We start from the raw sequence: 19,835 nt of genomic DNA, 5'->3' as shown, positions 1-19,835 counted from the left end.
CGCTACACTGCCTTGCAGCGATTCCGGATCCCGCGCATTATCGCCAATTCCTATTAGCTTGTCTTGATTCAGGTACCGTCATGCAGTCATCTGCCAAAGTCACCGATATCCTCAAACAAAAATCCGCTTGCGTTGTCCTTGCTGTCGACGCCAAGAACCAGCTAACTGAAAGCGGCAAAGCCGCAGACAAGGCCGCCGGTGGCTTGCTCGGCAAGCTCCTGAAGCGCGGCGACCTTGGCAAAAGTGTAGGCAGTACCCTGGCGGTACCGCATATCGATGGCATAGCCGCCGATCGCCTGCTGCTTGTGCGCGGCACCGGAAAAACCAGCGCAGCAGACTTCCGCAAAATGGCTCTGGCGAGCGCGAATGCGATCAAAGGCTATAAAGACGCCACCAGCTACCTCGCCGAGGTCAGCGTGGAAGACTGCGATGCCAGCTGGCAGGCCAGCCAGATCGCTCTGGCCGCAGGGCGCGCCGTATACAAATTCACCGAGTGCAAAAGCGGCAAGCAAGCCGGCAACCCCCTCGCCAAGCTGACCGTGCACGCGGCCGACAAAAAAGCACAGAAAGCCGTTCAGGCGGGCTGCAAACTGGGTGACGGCATTGCCCACGGCACCAATGTGGCGCGCCACCTCGCCAACCTGCCGGGCAATATCTGTACACCCATGTACCTGACAAAACAGGCCAAGGAGCTCGCCAAGAAGGATCCAAAGGTCAAGGCCAGCGCCATTGGCGAAAAGAAAATGGCCGAGCTGGGTATGGGCTCTTTCCTGAGCGTCTCCAAGGGTAGCGACCAGGAAGGCCAGATGATCACCATCGAGTACAACGGTGGCAAGAAAGGCGCCAAACCGGTTGTACTGGTCGGCAAGGGCATCACCTTCGATACCGGCGGCATCAGCCTCAAGCCGGGCGCCGGTATGGACGAGATGAAATTCGATATGGGCGGCGCGGCCAGCGTCATGGGCACCATGAACGCACTGGTGGAGCTGCAGCCCAAGATCAACGTGGTCGCCATCATCGCTGCGGCGGAAAACATGCCGAGCGGCGGCGCCTCCAAGCCGGGCGATATTGTCACCTCCATGGCCGGCAAAACCATCGAGATCCTGAATACCGACGCCGAAGGCCGTCTGGTACTGTGCGACGCCCTCACCTATGCAGCCAAGTTCAAGCCCAAGGCCGTGATCGACATCGCCACCCTTACCGGTGCCTGTGTGATCGCCCTCGGCCACCACGCCACCGGCCTTTACGCCAACCAGGACGGCCTGGCCGAGGAGCTGATCGCCGCCGGCGAAACCACGGGCGACCGCGCCTGGCGCATGCCGCTGTGGGACGACTACCAGCCGCAGCTGGATTCCAACTTCGCCGATATGCAGAACATCGGCGGCCGCGATGCCGGCTCCGTAACCGCGGCCTGCTTCCTGGCACGGTTTGCCGAGGACTACCGCTGGGCGCACCTGGATATCGCCGGCAGCGCCTGGAATTCCGGTGCCGCCAAGGGTGCGACTGGACGTCCGGTGCCTCTGTTGGTCCAATACCTGCTGGACAATGCATGAACCAGCAGCTGAATGACCAAGATTGACTTCTACATCCTGAAAAGCGACCAGGCGGCAGATGCGGAATCCTTCGCCTGCCGCCTCGCCGAAAAGGCCTGGCGCGGCAACCTGCCGGTGCTGATCGCCGTCGACGACCAGGCCCAGGCCCAGCGCCTGGACCAGCTGCTGTGGACCTTCCGCGAAGACAGCTTCCTGCCCCACGGGCCAGCCGGCAACGGCGTGCCTGTGGCGGTCAGCACGGAAAATCATCCCGATTACCACGCCGGCCTGCTGATCAACCTGCGCAGCCGTATCCCCGGCTGGTTCAGCCAGTTCAACCGCATGAGCGAGATCGTCACCCAGGATCCCGAGGTACTGGAGCGCTCACGCAAGCGCTTTGGCCACTTCCGTGATCGCGGATATCCGGTCGAGTCGCACAAACTCTAAACCCGCCGCACTGCAACAGGCGGCGCCAGGGAATGGCAAGACATGGGCCTCTTTGAACGCTATCTCTCACTCTGGGTCGCACTCTGCATCGCCGCTGGTGTCGCTCTGGGACACTGGTTTCCCGAACTGTTCCAGTGGTTTGCCTCTCTGGAAGTGGCCCAGGTCAATATCCCGGTAGCGCTGTTTATCTGGGTGATGATCTACCCGATGATGGTGCAGGTGGACTTTTCCTCCATCAAAGACGTCGGCAAAAAACCCAAAGGACTTTTCCTGACGCTTGCCATCAACTGGCTGGTGAAGCCCTTCACCATGGCTGCCCTCGGCTGGCTTTTCTTCCGGGTCATATTCGCAGACCTGGTGGATCCACAGACCGCGACCGAATACATCGCCGGCATGATCCTGCTAGGCGTGGCGCCATGTACCGCCATGGTGTTTGTGTGGAGCCACCTGACCGATGGCGATGCAAACTACACACTGGTTCAGGTGTCGGTAAACGATCTCATCATGATCGTCGCGTTCGCCCCCATCGCCGCATTCCTGCTCGGCGTCAGTGACGTGGTGGTGCCTTGGGACACCCTGTTGCTGTCTGTGGTGCTGTATGTGGTGATCCCGCTGGTGGCCGGCATACTGACCCGCAAGGCACTGGACAAAGACGCGGACCACACCCGGGTAAACGAGTTTGTACACAGCCTAAAGCCCATTTCTGTCGCGGGCCTGCTTGCCACCGTGGTGCTGCTGTTCGGTTTCCAGGCGGAGACCATATTGGCCAAACCGCAGGCCATCGTCCTTATCGCCATCCCGCTGCTGATCCAGACCTACGGCATTTTCGCCCTTGCATACGCCTCCGCCAGGGCCCTGAAGCTTCCCCACAATATCGCTGCCCCCGCGTGCATGATCAGTACATCGAACTTTTTCGAGCTTGCCGTGGCTGTGGCCATCTCCCTGTTCGGGCTGCAATCCGGCGCCGCCCTCGCCACCGTTGTGGGGGTACTGGTGGAGGTACCGGTCATGCTGTCACTGGTTGCATTTGCCAACCGTACCCGCCACTGGTTCGGCCAGTAGCAGACCTGCGTATAAAATTTGACCAGCCTTGCTGGCAGCAACTGGACGATACGCAAACCAATCCCATACAATTCCCCAAGCCGTGCGTTACACCGGCGCATGCGATAAATTCAAACAAAAACAACGCCTTACCGTTTCAAGACCGGTTCAGACAGTAGGATCCAACCAATGGACAAGCGCCCGCAAGAGACGCAGGCAGAAGCCGATAGCAGCTCCGATGAATTCCTGCGCGACCTGACGGAAATCCGCTCGCTGCTGGATGATGAAGACTCCATTCTGGATATCCCGATCCTGGACCAGGTCGCAGCGCCGGCGCCGAGCAGCACAGATGAGGAAGCCCTGGCCCAGCGCGCAGCGGAATTCCCGGACCTGCTGGCTTCGATTCAGGAGCAGATCGACGCATCCGACGAAATCGAACTGATCCCGGAACTGACCCCGGTCGACCAGACCACGGCCAACCCGGTCGGCACCCACGACGAGCAGCCCGGCCTGTTTGACGAACCCGAAGTCAGCCCGGCGGCGCGCATTGCCACCAGCGAGAACCCGTTCCTGCCGGCACATATCCGCGCGCGCCTTACCGGCGGCCAGGTTCCCCGCCCGTCGGTATCTGAGCCCGTCCCGTCGACGCCTGAGCCCGTAGAAAAAGCGGCTGATAGTGAAGACGCCCTGCCCGAAAACGATCCGCTGCAGATGAACAGCCCCGCGCCGGGCATTGAAGCGCAGGTTGAGACTGAGGCCGAAACGAAGATCGAAAGGCAAGCAGAGGCGAAAGTTGAGGCGGAAGCGCCCCTGATCGAATCCATGGACCTGGTCGATGCCCTGACGCCCGGCACAGCGCCAGAGGAAGCAGACGCGGACTCAAGCGAGGCCTGGTCCATTGAAGAAGACCTGACCGACGAAGCAGACATCGCGGCTGAGGCTCAGGCCCTCGACGCCGAGATGGCCACCATTGAGCAGGCATACACCGAGGAAATGGCTGGTACCGAACAGGTTGATAGCGGCGAAAACATGCCGGAAATCTCGGTTCTGGATAGTACTGCCGCTGAAATACCGGTAATCGAGACACCGGCAGAGCCCCCGCAGCCGGAGGCAGAACCCGCCGACACCGGCAAGGCTGTTGAATTCGCTACAGCCCCTGAAGCCCCTGTAGCCGAAGAGGCCAATGACACCCCGGCCGCGCGTATCGACCGCCAGGCACTGGTGGACCAACTGGTCGCCAGGGAACTGCCTAAACTGGAGCGCGAGCTGCGCGCCCGCATCGAGAAGATGCTGGACGACCTGGAAGCCTGAGCGCTTCCTTCAATCACACCCCCGCAGGCGCTATAATCCGGCACCTTTAATCCCTATCACTCGCGGCGCGGCACCCTGCCCCGCCGCCCGACAGAATTCGCGTTAAACATGGACAAGACCTACCAGCCGCAGGCTATCGAACAGAACTGGTACAAGACCTGGGAAGAGAACGGCTACTTCAAGCCTTCCGGGGACACCGATGCCGACCCTTACTGCATCATGATCCCGCCGCCCAATGTCACCGGCAGCCTGCATATGGGCCACGGCTTCCAGGAATCCATCATGGACGCCCTGATCCGCTATAACCGCATGCTCGGCAAGAACACCCTGTGGCAGGTAGGTACCGACCACGCCGGCATCGCCACCCAGATGGTGGTGGAACGCCTGCTGGCCGCAGAGGGCAAGACCCGCCACGAACTCGGCCGCGACAAGTTCATCGAGAAAGTGTGGGAGTGGAAGGAAGAGTCCGGCGGAAACATCACCCAGCAGCTGCGTCGCCTGGGCGCCAGCCCGGACTGGTCGCGCGAGCGCTTCACCATGGACGAGGGCTTCTACAAGGCGGTGCAGGAAGTGTTCATCCGCCTGTACGAAGACGGCCTCATATACCGCGGCAAGCGCCTGGTGAACTGGGACCCGAAACTGCACACCGCCATTTCCGACCTCGAAGTTCTGAGCGAGGAAGAAAACGGCAACCTGTGGCACTTCCGCTACCCGCTCACCGACGGTTCCGGCCATCTGGTGGTCGCCACCACCCGCCCGGAAACCATGCTCGGTGATACTGCAGTGGCGGTGCACCCGGAAGACGAGCGCTATAAGCACCTGATCGGCAAGACCATCACCCTGCCGCTGGTGGGCCGCCATATCCCGATTATTGGCGACGACTATGTCGACATGGAATTCGGTACCGGCTGCGTGAAGATCACCCCGGCGCACGACTTCAACGACTACGAGATGGGCCAGCGCCACGACCTCGAGATGATCAACATCCTCGATGCCGACGCCAACCTGAACAACAACGTGCCGGAAGCCTATCGCGGCATGGAGCGCTTCGCGGCGCGCAAGCAAGTGGTTGCTGACCTGGAAGCGGCCGGCCTGCTGGAGAGGATCGACGACCACAAACTGAAGGTGCCGCGCGGCGACCGTTCCGGTGTGGTGATCGAGCCGTGGCTCACCGACCAGTGGTATGTGAAGACCCAGCCGCTGGCACAGGAAGCCATCGCCGCGGTGGAAGACGGCCGCGTCAAGTTTGTGCCGCAGAATTACGAGAACATGTACTTCTCCTGGATGCGCGACATCCAGGACTGGTGTATCTCCCGCCAGCTGTGGTGGGGCCACCGCATCCCGGCGTGGTACGACCAGGACGACAACGTCTACGTAGCGCGCACTGAAGAAGAAGCGCGCGAGAAATACCACCTGAGCGACGACGCAGTGCTGCGCCAGGACGAGGACGTGCTCGACACCTGGTTCTCCTCCGGCCTGTGGACCTTCGGCACCCTCGGCTGGCCCGAGGAAACGGAAGAGCTGAAGACCTTCCACCCGACCGACGTGCTGGTTACCGGGTTCGACATCATCTTCTTCTGGGTTGCGCGCATGATGATGCTGACCCTGCACTTCAAGAAGGAAATCCCGTTCCACACCGTGTATGTGCATGGCCTGGTGCGCGACAGCCAGGGCCAGAAGATGTCCAAGTCCAAGGGCAATGTACTGGACCCGATCGACCTGATCGACGGTATCGACCTGGAGACACTGGTAGCCAAGCGCACCAGCGGCATGCAGGTACCGCAGCTGAAGCAGAAGATCGAGAAGCAGACCCGCAAGGAATTTGCGGATGGCATCGCCGGTTACGGTACCGATGCGCTGCGCTACACCTACTACTCGCTGGCCTCCACCGGCCGCGATATCAAGTTCGATGTGGGCCGCATCGAGGGCTTCCGCAATTTCTGTAACAAGATCTGGAATGCCTCGCGTTACGTACTGCAGAACTGTGAGGGCCACGACTGCGGCCAGGACGGTTCCAGCGATTACGAACTGAGCCTCGCGGACCGCTGGATCATCTCGCGCCTGCAGCAGGCCGAGAAAGCCGTGCAGGAAGGTATCGACAACTACCGTTTCGACCACGCCTCACAAGCGTTGTACGACTTTATCTGGCACGAGTACTGCAGCTGGTACCTGGAGCTTTCAAAGCCGGTACTGTGGGACGACAACGCCTCCGACGCGCTCAAGAAAGGCACCCGCCGTACACTGATCCGCGTACTGGAAACAACCCTGCGCCTGGCCCACCCGCTGATGCCGTACATCACCGAGGAAATCTGGCAGAAGGTCAAGGACCTCGCCGGTGCAAGCGGAGATTCGATCATGCTGGCCAGCTTCCCGCTGGCAGACGACAGCAAGATCGACGCCGACGCAGAAGCGGCGATCGAATGGCTCAAGGGCGCCATCGAGGGTGTGCGCAACATCCGCGGTGAGATGAACATCTCCCCGGCGAAAAAGCTGCCGCTGTTTATCCGCAACGGTTCAGAGCAGGACAAGGCGCTACTGGACGATACCCGCAGCCTGCTGACCAAGCTCGCAAGCATCGAGGAAATCACCTGGCTGAATGCCGGCGACGAGGCCCCGGCTTCCGCCACCGCGCTGGTGGGTGAGATGGAAATCCTGGTGCCCATGGCCGGTCTGATCGATGTCGCAGCGGAAAGCGCGCGCCTGAACAAGGAAATTGAGAAACTGGGCAAGGACCTGGCCCGCGTAGAAGGCAAACTTAACAACCCGAAGTTCGTCGACAAGGCACCGGAAGAAGTGGTGGCGAAGGAGAAAGCCAAACTGGCCGACATGCAGTCTGCGCTGGCGCGCTACCAGCAGCAGCTGGAGACCATCAAAGACCTTTGATCGGACGGTGCGACACATGGGGTCAGAGCGAATGCTCTGCCCCCATAAGTTAGCCGCCTTTGACTTGTGGGGTCAGAGCCAAAGCTCTGACCCTTTCCGATTTCCGGGGTCAGAGCGAGAGCTCTGACCCCATCTATTAATAACTGAGAATCCACCATGCAAGCCAACAATAAACAACACGCCCTCAAGCGCATCACTGCCGCCAGCTGCCTGCTGGCCATGCTGGTAAACCTGTCCGCCTGTGGCTACGTTCTCTACCCCGAACGTAAAGGACAACAGGGCGGCCGCCTCGACCCGGTCGTAATTCTGCTCGATGGCGCTGCCCTGCTGTTCGGCGTACTTCCGGGCGTGGTCGCTTTTGCCGTGGACATCACCAATGGCACCATCTACCTGCCGCCGGGTGGAACCTCTGCCATTGAGCGTCACCTGAGCGCAGTTGACCAGGAAGAGGTCGATACCGTAATGGATGAGTACGGCCAGGTCTGGCACAAGATGCCGATGAATCTGCTCGCCCCCGGTGCGGAAGATATGCAACAGGTGACTATGACACTGTCGGATCTGGCAGGCACCGAAGTGGCCGCACAGGACATCGTCTGGTTTGACAATCTGGCGGCACTGCACGCTGCCAATCAAAACAGCGTGGCAAGCCGCTAGTAACGTGCGGGGTCAGAGCCTCAGCTCTGCCCCCTAAATTACAGATTCAATCGGACAAATGGGGTCAGATCCAACGGATCTGACCCCTCAACATATTTGGGGTCAGAGCTCTCGCTCTGACCCCATGAATTCCCGGAATCCCTCACAATCTATTACAGCCCATTACACCGCAAGCTAGGTACACTAGACATCCCGCCGTCGCGCATGCAAAGATTTACGATTGCAATTGACAACCCGGAAGAAAGAGTCCCGGCACTATAAAATACTAATAACAGGAGCACGGATATGCTCTTCAACTCCCTCACGTTTATCGTGTTTTTTGCAGTCGTTCTGATACTGCATAACCTCCCCGTATCCTGGCGAACAAAGAAAGTTCAACTGCTGATTGCCAGCTATCTATTTTATGCGGCATGGAACCCGCCATTCGTGCTGCTCTTGTGGCTGTCCACAGTCGTAGACTGGAGCGTAGCCAAGCGGCTTTACCAAACAGACAATGTCGCCGGCCGGCGCCTGTTGCTGGCGATAAGCCTGGGGGTCAACCTAGGGGTATTGGCGTTTTTCAAGTACGGCCAATTTCTGCTTGAAAACTTTATCTCTGCGGCCGCGATGCTCGGCATCAACTACAAAGCGCCGGATTGGAATATCATACTACCGGTCGGCATCTCTTTTTATACTTTCCAAACCCTGTCCTATACGCTCGACATTTACCTGCGTCGAAGCAAACCCAGTAAATCGCTGCTGGATTTCTCCCTGTTTGTCACATTCTTCCCGCAACTTGTCGCGGGTCCGATCGTACGGCCGACCCAGCTGCTACCGCAGTTCGCGACGCCCCGTCGCACCACACAAAAAGCACTTAACTGGGGGCTGCTCCTGATTACGTTAGGTCTGTTCCAGAAGATTGTGGTTGCGGATGGGTTGCTCGCACCGGTGTCCGACAAGGTGTTCGGGGCCAGTGCGTTACTGAACCCTGTGGACGCCTGGCTCGGCACACTGGCATTTGCCGGACAGATTTTTGCCGATTTTTCCGGTTACACCACCATAGCCATCGGCGTTGCCTGTGCGCTGGGCTTCTCGCTCCCTGACAACTTCCGCTACCCTTACGCCGCCATCGGCTTTTCCGATTTCTGGAAGCGCTGGCACATATCCCTGTCCAGCTGGCTGCGAGACTACCTATACATCCCCCTCGGCGGTAATCGCAAAGGTGCAGCAAGGACACGGATCAACCTGATGCTGACCATGCTGCTTGGCGGCCTCTGGCACGGCGCCTCCTGGACATTCGTTGCCTGGGGCGCCCTGCACGGTAGTTTCCTGGTGGCAGAACGCTGGCTGCGCGCGCGCTTTGGTGGCGCGCCGCTATGGCAAACTTTTAGCGGCCAACTGATGCTTGGCCTACTGACCTTCGCCCTGGTGAACATCGCCTGGGTATTCTTCCGCGCGGAGAGCTTTGAAGGGGCCGGCCAGCTACTACAGGCCATGCTACTGTTTGCCACCGACGGGCAAAAAATACTGAGCAGCGTCTATATGCTTCAGGCGGCCTGTACAGTATCTCTGCTAGTGACCTATCACTGGTTTATGCGTGAGCGACGCCTGGAAGACCTGGTGGCAAAAGCTTCGCCACTTGCACTGGGTAACGCTTGGGGGGTGGCACTCTTCTTAATTGTTATTACTCAGGGAGGCAGTGATGCTTTTATCTACTTCCAGTTCTGAGGGTATCCAAACGCGCATTCTGCCCAAGGCTTCCCTGGTAGCCCCCCTGCTATTGGCAATTGGCGTTTGCAGCGCGCTACTTATCGCCTGGGAGATGTTCTGGCGTAGCGAGGGTGCAGTGCCTTCCTATCGTAATTCCGATGAGCTCTGGAGCAAGGAACGCCGCCGGATCAACGAGGGAGATGGTCACCTGCCGGTAATAGCCGGATCTTCCCGAGTATTGTTCAATATCGACCTCGACACTTGGGAAAGACTGACTGGAGAGCGGCCGATCCAACTGGGCCTTGAGGGCACAAGCCCGGTCTCTATGGTAGAGGGGCTGGCGAACGACCCGGATTTTACCGGGGACCTATTGATCGGAGTTTCACCGGTTCCCCTCTTTGGCGGTCTGGATACGCGCGGAAAAGCGGTTATGGGCTACAAACGCACGTCATACTCAGCCCGTGCAGGGCAGTGGCTCTCAGAGCTTCTGGAGCCGTACCTGGCCTTCTACCATAAGGACTATGCCCTATTCCAGATCATCAAGCGCCAACCGCTCCCAAACCGCGATGGAGTCAGCATCAGAATGGGTGTACGTCGCCTGACCGTAATGGATCAAGATCGTAATACCCGCCTGTGGTGGAGGGTAGAAAGTGACCCAGAGTATCGTGATCTGGCGCGCAGTATCTGGGCGCAACGATTCCCCCGCGATGGAAAGCTACCCCCTCCCGTAGTCGAGTTCATGACTTCCAAGATAGAAAATTCTTTAGAGCGGATGCAAAAAGCGGTAAACACGCTTCACCAGCGAGGCGTAAAAGTGACTTTTTTACAAAGCCCTGCGAGCGGTGGTTTTCTGGAGCTTGAGCAATTACTGTATCCACGCGAAAGCACCTGGCAAATATTACTCGCAGAGACCGGCAGCGAAGGCTTCCACTGGGAAGATCACCCAGGCCTTCAGGGGTATGAGTTACCGGAGTACTCTCATATCGCGTCCGGGGAGCGGGAGCGATTTACAACTGAAGTGCTGCGCCTGATGGGCAAAATCCCACAGGTAAAAACAGCCGCTGGGGAGTAAAACGATGAGAACGCAATCAACAGCCTCCGATGTTACGGCTACAACCAACAAAAAAGGCTCCCCGGCTATGCCGCCGAGCCTTTTTTAATTGCCCTAATTACTGAAGCGTCAGTCGATCGAAGCCTGTCCTTCGGCGGCCCTCACCTCAGCACAAAACTGCATCATCTTGGGCGCTGTATGCTGCTGTCGGACCTCGACGAAGTTGTTGCCCTCTAGAAATTGGCTCTCATCAAAGACTGCAAGATAGCCTCCAAAAGCGCGCTGCATTGCCGACTTTACCTGCGCATTGGGGTTTACCTTGCGAAGTGATCATGGATACGCTGCCGTTTCTCCGGGTCCGCTGCGAGCTGCTGGTAATAGGCCTTCAGCTCCTTGTCCTTCCATGCAAATTCCGCACGACGCTGAACGCTACTTTCTCCTGCCTGGACTTCATAAATACTACGAGTGCCAAAGATTTCTGAAGTGATCCAGAGTGCGGGAATTCCGAATCTCGCGGCTCCATCACTCAGGAAGCCGGGGCGGTAAATATGCCTCGACCCCAGGATCGCCCAGACATCGCTTCCGAGGTCTGTAGCTGCGCGCGAAGTGATTTCAAGGTGCTCTTTGACTTCCTGATTTTCGAGGCCAGGCATCACAAGATGCATATCCATAAATGCCAGGCCGGCAACCCGGTCCGGATGATGCTCTGCGAGATACATCATGTCTCGCGCCGCTACCAGCCTGCCGGTAAAAATTGCCTGGCAAGCCGCTAAGGCTATAAACGAATGGGGTCAGAGCGTGCGCTCTGACCCCGACGATGTTAAGGGGTCAGATCCACTGGATCTGACCCCATTAATTTCACCAGGACATATTCCTGCGCAGCAGGAAGAACATCATGCCCAGGTAACCCAGCACCGGTATCAGCAGCGACGAGACAATACGGATCGCGCCGTCGTCAAAACCGATATAGACCAGGTAGACGAAAAACGGAATCAGTAGCGCCAGAAACCGCACCTTGAACTTGGATCCCATCACTGATCGGGCGATCTCGAAGATCAGAAGACCAATCCCTGACAAGAGAAAAACCGGCACTGCATAGCTGACAAACCGGGCGAATTGATAACTGTTCAAAATAGACGGGATCGAAGCCGCGGAGCCGACTCCCACTGCCCAGACCAGTAGATAACAGACCAGCGCACCGACCAAAAACGAAACAACCTGATTGATGTCCTTCACTTCGTACCACCACGACTAAAAATATCCTCCAATACTAAATGGGAATCCATCAGGTGGTCGAGCCTTGAGTAAGCGAGCCCGCTAAAGTGAGAACTGAAACAGCCGGGGAGATGGACAAACAAACGACCAATATTCACCGGAGGGGGGAACCCAGCGAATACTGGCCGCAGGAAGTTATTTCAGGTCAATGACAGCTTATGAGCGTCCATAGCCGTATCCACGGTGGTTGCGGTGATTGTCGTAGTCCTGATGTGCCTTGCGCATTGCCTTCTGGTACTTGCGGTAGTGCTTTTCCGCTTTGCGCAGGTGCTTGTCACGCTTGTGTGAATGCTTTGCATGACCATAGCCTTGTCCGCGGTGATAGCCATCACAGTCATAGTAGCGAACGCGCTGGCGATGATGCTTCCTGTGGTGGTGATGACGATGCTTGTGGTGACGATCACGGTCGTCGTGTTCCGCCAGCGCCATGCCTACCAGCGCGCCAACTACGGTACCGACGATGACATCTCCGTTATCTGCGTAACCGCTTTCACCGGAATAGTAATAATCGTTTGCCTGAGCGCCAGTGGCACCCGCAAAAGCGAACAGGCCCGCCAGTGCGGTACCGAGGAAAGTGTTGCGGATCTTTGTCATTGGCTTTGTCTCCACCATTTGTTTACAGGTGCAGATTAACCATACGTGACTGAATCGAACCTGAATGAATCCGAGGAATCATTCAGGTTAAATTTCGATCAGATCGTCATGCCGCCGTCGACGACAATGCATTCGCCTGTCGTATAGGTGGAAGCGTCGGAGACCAGATACAGTACCGTTCCCGCCATTTCCTGTGGCTCGGCATGGCGGTGCATTGGAATCATGGAAATCGCGGTTTTATAGATTTCGTCGTGGGTAAACAGCGCGCCGGCAAAAGCGGTTTTGGTCAGCCCCGGCAGCAGCGCATTGCAGCGAATATTGTACTGCGCACACTCCTTGGCAAAGGCCTTGGTCATATTGATGACCGCCGCCTTGGTAATGGAATAGATGCCCTGACCGATGCCCGGCTGCAAACCGTTGATGGAAGCGGTATTGACGATCGCGCCACCACCCTGCTCGCGCATCAGCTTGCCGCCCTCTACCGACATGAAGAAATAACCGCGGATATTCACATCCACCGTCTTCTGGAAGGCACCCAGGTCCGTTTCCAGGATATTACCGAAAAACGGATTGGTGGCGGCATTGTTCACCAGGATATCCAGCCTGCCGTGCTTCTCCCGAATCGAAGCAAAACAGCTGCTGATCTGCTCCATATCACCGATATGGCAGGGTAAGGCTTCAGCCTTACCGCCCTTGTCCTTGATGGCATCCGCCACGGCCTGGCAGCCTTCCAGTTTGCGACTGGAGACAATGACATGCGCCCCCTGCTCCGCCAGCAGGTGCGCAATGGACTCGCCGATACCACGGCTGGCACCGGTTACCAAAGCAACTTTGCCGGTAAGATCGAAAAGGTCAGTACTCATTGGTTATCCTTCTTTATTGACGATGTCCATCGCCATCTGTGCAAGCGGCTCCACGAACGCACCAACCTTGCCTGCCTCCTTGTTGGAGGCATTGCCGTCCTGCGCGCGTTTGGCCACGCCCTGTACGATAGCGGCAAGACGGAAGAAACTGAACGCCAGGTAATAAACCCAATTATCAATTTTTTCGATACCCATACGCTGGCAGTACTGCGCCACATACTCTGGCTCGCTCGGGATACCCAACGCTGCGCGATCCTTGCCCATCAGCCCCGAAATATTGCCCATGCCGGCCGGCATCCGCAGTTGCATGCTCTGGTAGGCCAGATCGGCAAACGGATGGCCGAGCGTCGACAGCTCCCAGTCCAGCACCGCCAGTACGCTCGGCTCCGCCGGCGCGAATACCATATTGTCGAGGCGGTAATCGCCGTGCACAAGCGCGACGCGGCCATCATCTTCCGGCTGCGCTTCACCCAGCCAGCCAATCAGCCGTTCCATCGCGTCAATTCTCTGCAATTCAGAAGCGCGGTACTGGCTGCACCAGCGGTCATACTGGCGCGCAAAATAGTTGCCAGACTTACCATAGTCGCTGAGGCCGGCCGCTTCGACATCGACGCTATGTAACGCAGCCAGGACCCGATTCATCTCCGCGTACATGGCGGTGCGATCTTGCCTGCCGACATCGGGCAGGGCCGCATCCCAGAATATACGCCCCTCCACAAAGGACATCACATAGAACATGGAGCCAATGACATCACGGTCTTCGCACAGGTGGTAAACCTCCGGCACCGGGACATCGGATCCCGCCAGCGCCTTGATCACGCGGTATTCCCGATCCACCGCATGGGCGCTCTTCAGCAATTTGCCCGGCGGCTGACGACGCAATACATAGGTACGTTCCGGCGTTTGCAGCTTGAACGTGGGGTTGGACTGCCCCCCCGAGAATTTGCTTGCCGTAACCGGACCACTGAAACCCTCGACGTGCTCTGCCAGGTATTCAGCCAGCAGGCCCTCATCCAGCTGGTCGACTGCGGTTTTCACTTCACTCATTTTCATTCCCCGAGAAAACTTATTGACCGAACGCTGCGGCCAGGCCACGACCAAGCTGCATCATATGCACCTCGTCCGGGCCATCGGCAAGGCGCACAACGCGCGCATAGGAATAGCCCCTGGCGAGGAAGAAGTCCTGCCCCAGACCGGCGGCGCCGTGAATCTGTATAGCGCGATCCAGGACATTACAGGCCATCTGCGGCGCAACAATCTTGATCATTGAAATCAGGTCTTTCGCGCCCTTGTTTCCTACTTTATCCATGCGATCAGCGGCCTTGAGCGTCAGCAGCCGTGCCTGCTCGATCTCACAGTGACTCTTTGCCAGCACCTCACGGACACCGCCGTGTTTTGCCATGGTACGGCCGAAAACCTCGCGCTCGCTCGCCCGCTTGGCCATTGCCTCCAGCGCACGCTGAGCCACACCAACCAGACGCATGCAATGGTGGATACGGCCCGGGCCAAGGCGCCCCTGTGCAATCTCGAAACCGCGCCCTTCACCGAGCAACAGATTACCAGCCGGTACCCGCACATTGTTGAACCGAATTTCCGCGTGGCCTTCGGGCGCATCATCAAACCCCAGTACCTGCATGGGACGCACCACCTCGACTCCGGGCGTATCCATCGGTACCAGGATCATGGATTGCTGCCTGTAGCGATCCGGGTTATCTGCATCTGTCTTGCCCATCACGATCATGATCTTGCAGTCTTGATTGGACGCGCCACTGATATAGAACTTGTGGCCATTGATCACGTAATCGTCGCCATCCCGGACAATTGAGGTCTCAATATTGGTTGCATCACTGGAAGCGACTTGCGGCTCGGTCATCGCAAATGCGGAGCGGATTTCACCTCGCAGCAATGGCGCCAGCCATTGTGCTTTCTGCTCTTCGTTTCCGTATCGCGCCAACACTTCCATATTGCCGGTATCCGGCGCACTGCAGTTAAATGCCTCTGAGGCGATCAGGGAACGTCCCATCATCTCCGCAAGCGGGGCGTATTCGAGATTTGTCAGTCCCGCTCCATATTCCGAATCCGGCAGAAAGAGATTCCAGAGCTCTGCCGATTTCGCTTTCTCCTTCAGCTCCTCCATAACTGGCGGGGTTTGCCAGCGATTTTCCTGCAATTGCTGTTCATACAGTGCTTCAGCGGGGTAGACGTGTTCATCCATAAACTGCTGAACACGCGCCAGCAGTCCCTTTACCTTGTCGGAATAATCGAAATCCATATTTTGCTACCTGTTGCTTATCCGTAGGTGATCGCATCCTGGCGCTCGGGGTGCTCCAGATGCGGGGTATGATTAAAGGAATGCAGGCTGATTGAAGACCTGCTTTTTCCTGACTTGAAGAAAAAACGACTCAGGGAGGTATTACGGGTTTGCATGTTGAGTTGTACCACCGTCGAAGCCGGCGCCTCCAGTACCAGGCGCGTCAACATGGAGATGGTGCCTCCTGAACTCACAACCAGTGTGCGCCCTGGTCCATCCACGATGATCTCCATTCCCCGCTGAACACGCTGCTCGAAAGCCTGCCAGCTCTCCGCTACGTCAAGCTGTCCCTCAATCCACGCGTGCATAGCATCCCGCAGCAAACTGAAAAATACGCGCTGATCTGCGTCTGCCGGGGGCCGGCGCTCCGGCGAGACGCGCAGGTATGCACTGATAATTTCCTGAAAATCAAACTCGTTCAGCTCGGCAAAACACTGCAGGATCGAGACCTCGCTATTGCGCCCCATGCCAGCGCAGATTGCCTCAGCGGTTTGGCGGTGCCGCACCAGATCCCCGCAGATAACCCGATCGAAGTTGACTCCCTGTCCACGAAAGTGCTCTCCGAGCCAGCGCGATTGCCGCTCTCCCAGAGGTGACAGCTGGTCGTAGTTCTCGCTCCCCAGGGAAGCCTGCCCATGTCGGACGGTAAAAAACTCAGCCACAAGCGCTCCTGTAAACGCTAAATGTGTTGACTCAATGTATCTCCAGAGCTTAAATCATTAAAATTTATTATATAAATATCGCCTCATTCATATAGGTTATATCTAGCCATGCACCTCACCCGGATTGACCTCAACCTGTTCCTGGTAATTGACGCCATCTACACGGAGCGCAATCTGACACGCGCCGCAGAACAGCTTCACATTACCCAGCCAGCCATGAGTAATGCGCTTGCCCGCGCGCGCGAGGCGCTGCAGGATGACCTTTTTATCCGGGTTCCCCATGGGATGCAGCCAACCGCCTTTACAGAAACCATCATCGAGCAGGTAAAGAGCGGGCTGCAGCTCCTCCAGAAGAGCGCCGTATCCAAGATTGAATTCGAGCCAGCAACGGCGGAAAAGACGATTCGCCTGAGCATGAACGACATGACCGCGACGATGCTGTTGCCGCGCCTGATGGAGAGGCTGCAGAAGGAGGCACCCCACATGCGAGTGGAATGCTTTTACGTGGCGCGGGATCAAATTGAGCGGGAGCTGGCCAATTACAGCCTGAACTTCGCGATTGATGTACCGATGATGGGTAACACAAAACTGCAGCAACATTCTCTTGGGCAGGACCGCTACGTGTGTATGCTGCGCCGCAATCACCCTGAGATCGAAGATTCACTTACCCTGGAGAACTACCTGAAGCTGGGCCATATCCACGTCTCCAGCCGCCGCACCGGGCCCGGCCTCGTTGATATGCACCTGAACAAACTGGGCAGACGGCGCCAGATAAAGCTGCGCGTCCAGCACTACCGCAGCGCTCCGCACATTGTTGAAAGGTCCAACCTGGCGCTCACCGCTCCGCGCAGCTTTGCGCAAAACTACGATGTGGATTATTTCGAGCTGCCGTTCCCGGTCCCCCAGGTAGAATCTGTCTTGCTTTGGCACAGAAACGCCGAACAGGACCCCGCGCACACCTGGCTCAAGAGCCTGATCACCCGTGCCATCAATCCTTACTGAGCTTACGCCCTGAACTTGCTGTACGGCGTATTATTCAGACGGTTCGACACGTTCAATCAATGTAGCAACCCCCACGCCCGCACCGCCGCAAATCGACACAACCCCCTTAGTCAGCCCACGCTCTTCGAGTTCATCAATCAACATGCTGACAAGGTTGCCGCCGGTTGCGCCTAAAGGGTGCCCCATTGCGATGGCGCCGCCGTTTACATTGAATTTATCATCTGGAATATTGAAATCCTTCTGATATTTCAGAGTTGGCGCAACAAATGACTCGTTGACCTCCCAAAGGTCAATTTCATCGGCCGTTAACCCTGCTCGCTCCAAAACCTTTTCAGTCGCTCGAATATGGCCGGTCAACATACGCACCGGCTCGTCACTTGCTTCCGCAAAACTGATAACACGAGCTCTCGGCTTCAGACCCTGCTCTTCACAGAAAGACCTACTGGCCATCACCACTAAAGATGCACCGTCAACAAGCGCGGGCGAGTTGGCTGGAGTATGACGTGCTTCGAAGACTACGCCCGGATAAAACGCATCAACCATTGGCTTTACCTGGTCGATAAATTTTCCAAACGCTGTGGGAAGCTGCGCAAGTTTTTCCATGCTGGCATTTGGGCGAATACCTTCATCTGACGCGATTATCGCTTCTCCCTGCTCGCCTTTTATCGGAACCAAGGATCTTCCAAACCGCCCAGATTTCGATGCATCCGCTGCACGCTGATGCGAACGAAGTGAGTACTCATTAAGCGTTTCACTATCGTACCCCTCCATACCCGCAATCAGATCTGCCGACAAGCCCATATGCATGAATTTACTTGACTTGATCACAGCAGGGTCACTAAACCACGCACCTTTGTCGGAGAACATCGGAACGCGGCTAATGTGCTCGACACCACCAGCAACAACCAGTGAGTTCACACCCATTGCGATCTTGCTTGCGCCCAGATTGATCGCGTCGAGTCCAGAACAACAAAATCGGTTTATCGTTGCACCGGGTACGGTATCGGGCCAGCCTGCGAACATTGCCGAAATCTTGGCTATGTTCGCACCTTGGTCGCCCACTTGCGTATTACAGCCCAACAGCACGTCGTCTACTTGAGAAGCTTTAAAGTCACCGCGCTCCTCAAGTGCTTTGTAGAGAGGCTTAAGTAGCTCGACCGCTTTATAGTTCGCATAGGCCCCTGCTTCCGGCTTAGCTACCGCACGTGGCAAACGGACAGCATCAAGGATCATTACTTCATGGACATTGTTCATCTAGTTCTCTCCTTAAACTAAACCTTCAATTGGGTTTTACCCCGCAAGTTACTCACGTACATCTCAGGCTTCGTACCATCAACAGTAGGTATCACCAGAGCAATGCCGGCCGTACTTATTTCCGCTGCCCCGTCACAGAACCCTTGGGAATATAAATGGTGCGGAACCCGATGTGGGAACTCCCGATAGTCCTGTCCTGGGCATGACGAGACACAGGCCGGTAGCGCATACAGTAATTGGAGGCGCATAAGAACGATCCCCCCTTTATCACCCCGGCTTTTGAATAGTCTGAAGGATCGAAATCCCCCGTAGGAACCTTTCGATGGTCCTGCGAATAATCAGATGAAACCAGCTCCCAGACATTGCCTATAGCGTCGTAGAGGCCCCATGGGTTGGGTGGAAAACAGCCCACGGGCGCCGTGCCGGCATAGCCGTCCGCGGCTTCATTGCGGTCCGGAAATGTCCCCTGCCAGGTATTTGCGACCCATTCTCCATCGCGGTAATAGGCTTTTTCCCATGCCCCCTCCGCTACCTCAATACCGGCTTTTGCAGCGTACTCCCACTGCGCTTCAGAGGGTAACCGTTTGCCTGCCCAGCTGGCATAGGCTTGTGCATCAGCAAAGGTAACGTGTACTACCGGATGATTCATTCGCCCGGACAGGTCGCTACCCGGGCCTTCCGGCTGCCGCCAGCTCGCGCCCTCTACGAATCGCCACCACGCTGGTGCCTGCGATGTACTCTGGAATACATCACTCGGATTAAACACAGCAGACCCGGGCACCAGCTCATCTTGCGGGTATCCCGCCGGGAACCACTCCGGTAACGGCTTGCGTTCAGCCACGGTTACGTAACCTGTCGCATCGACGAAGCGCTTGAACTGCGCATTTGTCACCTCGTGCCGGTCGATCCAGAAGCCCTCACTCTCCACCAATCGTGCACCAGCCTCTTCCGGGAAACGCTGGAAGCGCCCGCTTTCCGGATCCCTGAAGCCGTGGTCATTACCAATCTGGAATTCTCCGGCCTCGATATACACCATCCCAGCAGTGATTCCGCCTTCCTCCGGCACGCCTGGATAGCTATCGCACAAGCCGATGAATTCCGGATCAGCGCTACAACCCGCCAATGATACGACCGCGGCCAATCCGAAAACCGAAGCTATACCCGAGTTCTTCACCATGGTTTTGAAACCTCTCATACCAATTCTTCGTGCGCACGCTTGGTCACGCTCAGCCCCAGAGTATCAATTTACAGTGCACGAAGTACAAC

At 57.2% G+C, this 19,835-nt stretch carries 18 protein-coding genes; 9 read left to right on the top strand and 9 right to left on the bottom strand.

The genetic code is table 11. The annotated features are described in order from the left end of the window. The first annotated feature begins 80 nt into the window (after window positions 1–80). From QSJ80_RS05335 to QSJ80_RS05300, 8 genes are all read left to right on the top strand, one after another. A complete protein-coding gene (locus QSJ80_RS05335) occupies window positions 81–1,553 on the top strand; it encodes a leucyl aminopeptidase (RefSeq protein WP_285763307.1) in 1,473 nt (490 codons plus the stop codon). A 12-nt stretch (window positions 1,554–1,565) separates the two neighbouring features. After that, a complete protein-coding gene (locus tag QSJ80_RS05330) occupies window positions 1,566–1,979 on the top strand; it encodes a DNA polymerase III subunit chi (protein WP_285763305.1) in 414 nt (137 codons plus the stop codon). A gap of 42 nt (window positions 1,980–2,021) precedes the next feature. Continuing rightward, a complete protein-coding gene (gene arsB, locus QSJ80_RS05325; RefSeq protein WP_285763304.1) occupies window positions 2,022–3,041 on the top strand; it encodes an ACR3 family arsenite efflux transporter in 1,020 nt (339 codons plus the stop codon). A 168-nt stretch (window positions 3,042–3,209) separates the two neighbouring features. Then, the gene (locus QSJ80_RS05320) at window positions 3,210–4,331 is read left to right on the top strand and encodes a hypothetical protein (protein ID WP_285763302.1); all 1,122 of its coding nucleotides are present in this window, start codon (window positions 3,210–3,212) and stop codon (window positions 4,329–4,331) included. Window positions 4,332–4,439: 108 nt separating this feature from the next. After that, window positions 4,440–7,214: a valine--tRNA ligase gene (locus tag QSJ80_RS05315; RefSeq protein WP_285763301.1), complete on the top strand. Its 2,775-nt coding sequence runs from the start codon at window positions 4,440–4,442 to the stop codon at window positions 7,212–7,214. A gap of 156 nt (window positions 7,215–7,370) precedes the next feature. After that, window positions 7,371–7,868: a hypothetical protein gene (locus QSJ80_RS05310; RefSeq protein ID WP_285763299.1), complete on the top strand. Its 498-nt coding sequence runs from the start codon at window positions 7,371–7,373 to the stop codon at window positions 7,866–7,868. Window positions 7,869–8,153: 285 nt separating this feature from the next. Next, a complete protein-coding gene (locus QSJ80_RS05305) occupies window positions 8,154–9,575 on the top strand; it encodes an MBOAT family O-acyltransferase (protein ID WP_285763297.1) in 1,422 nt (473 codons plus the stop codon). After that, window positions 9,550–10,629 carry a hypothetical protein gene (locus QSJ80_RS05300; protein WP_285763296.1) on the top strand — a complete coding sequence of 360 codons (1,080 nt, stop codon included), beginning with the start codon at window positions 9,550–9,552 and terminating at the stop codon, window positions 10,627–10,629. Before QSJ80_RS05305 ends, QSJ80_RS05300 begins: the two co-directional genes overlap by 26 nt. A 293-nt stretch (window positions 10,630–10,922) precedes the next feature. Here the strand turns inward: QSJ80_RS05300 and QSJ80_RS05295 are convergent, their stop codons facing one another. The 7 genes from QSJ80_RS05295 to QSJ80_RS05265 all read right to left on the bottom strand — a co-directional run bounded on the left by QSJ80_RS05295 (window position 10,923) and on the right by QSJ80_RS05265 (window position 16,313). Next, the gene (locus QSJ80_RS05295) at window positions 10,923–11,330 is read right to left on the bottom strand and encodes a hypothetical protein (RefSeq protein ID WP_285763294.1); all 408 of its coding nucleotides are present in this window, start codon (window positions 11,328–11,330) and stop codon (window positions 10,923–10,925) included. Between the two features lie 136 nt (window positions 11,331–11,466). Beyond that, window positions 11,467–11,844 (bottom strand): hypothetical protein, encoded by a 378-nt coding sequence (locus QSJ80_RS05290; RefSeq protein ID WP_285763293.1) that lies wholly within the window; start codon window positions 11,842–11,844, stop codon window positions 11,467–11,469. Between the two features lie 195 nt (window positions 11,845–12,039). Then, a complete protein-coding gene (locus tag QSJ80_RS05285; RefSeq protein WP_285763291.1) occupies window positions 12,040–12,477 on the bottom strand; it encodes a hypothetical protein in 438 nt (145 codons plus the stop codon). Window positions 12,478–12,575: 98 nt separating this feature from the next. Beyond that, entirely contained in the window at window positions 12,576–13,340 is a 765-nt protein-coding gene (locus tag QSJ80_RS05280; protein WP_285763290.1) for an SDR family oxidoreductase, read from the bottom strand. 3 nt (window positions 13,341–13,343) lie between these two features. Beyond that, window positions 13,344–14,387, bottom strand: a complete 1,044-nt coding sequence (locus QSJ80_RS05275) for a phosphotransferase (protein WP_285763289.1) — start codon at window positions 14,385–14,387, stop codon at window positions 13,344–13,346. Between the two features lie 19 nt (window positions 14,388–14,406). Continuing rightward, entirely contained in the window at window positions 14,407–15,612 is a 1,206-nt protein-coding gene (locus QSJ80_RS05270; RefSeq protein ID WP_285763288.1) for an acyl-CoA dehydrogenase family protein, read from the bottom strand. Between the two features lie 17 nt (window positions 15,613–15,629). Next, complete coding sequence (locus QSJ80_RS05265) at window positions 15,630–16,313, bottom strand: histidine phosphatase family protein (protein WP_285763287.1); 684 nt, start codon at window positions 16,311–16,313, stop codon at window positions 15,630–15,632. Window positions 16,314–16,421: 108 nt separating this feature from the next. Between QSJ80_RS05265 and QSJ80_RS05260 the strand changes: the two genes are divergently transcribed. Continuing rightward, on the top strand, window positions 16,422–17,315 hold the full coding sequence (locus QSJ80_RS05260) for a LysR family transcriptional regulator (protein ID WP_285763286.1): 894 nt from the start codon (window positions 16,422–16,424) through the stop codon (window positions 17,313–17,315). 30 nt (window positions 17,316–17,345) lie between these two features. On the opposite strand, the gene QSJ80_RS05255 is transcribed toward QSJ80_RS05260, so the two are convergent. Together QSJ80_RS05255 and QSJ80_RS05250 are read right to left on the bottom strand one after the other, a co-directional pair. Next, window positions 17,346–18,569, bottom strand: coding sequence for an acetyl-CoA C-acyltransferase (locus tag QSJ80_RS05255; RefSeq protein ID WP_285763285.1), 1,224 nt, complete (start codon window positions 18,567–18,569; stop codon window positions 17,346–17,348). 115 nt (window positions 18,570–18,684) lie between these two features. Further along, on the bottom strand, window positions 18,685–19,764 hold the full coding sequence (locus QSJ80_RS05250; RefSeq protein WP_285763284.1) for a formylglycine-generating enzyme family protein: 1,080 nt from the start codon (window positions 19,762–19,764) through the stop codon (window positions 18,685–18,687). Window positions 19,765–19,835: the final 71 nt, after the last annotated feature.

Origin of the sequence: Biformimicrobium ophioploci, assembly GCF_030270605.1 — a bacterium.
Lineage (GTDB): Bacteria > Pseudomonadota > Gammaproteobacteria > Pseudomonadales > Cellvibrionaceae > Biformimicrobium > Biformimicrobium ophioploci.
Note: the sequence above shows the minus strand (reverse complement) of the source record. Positions and strands in the feature narration are given on the sequence as shown.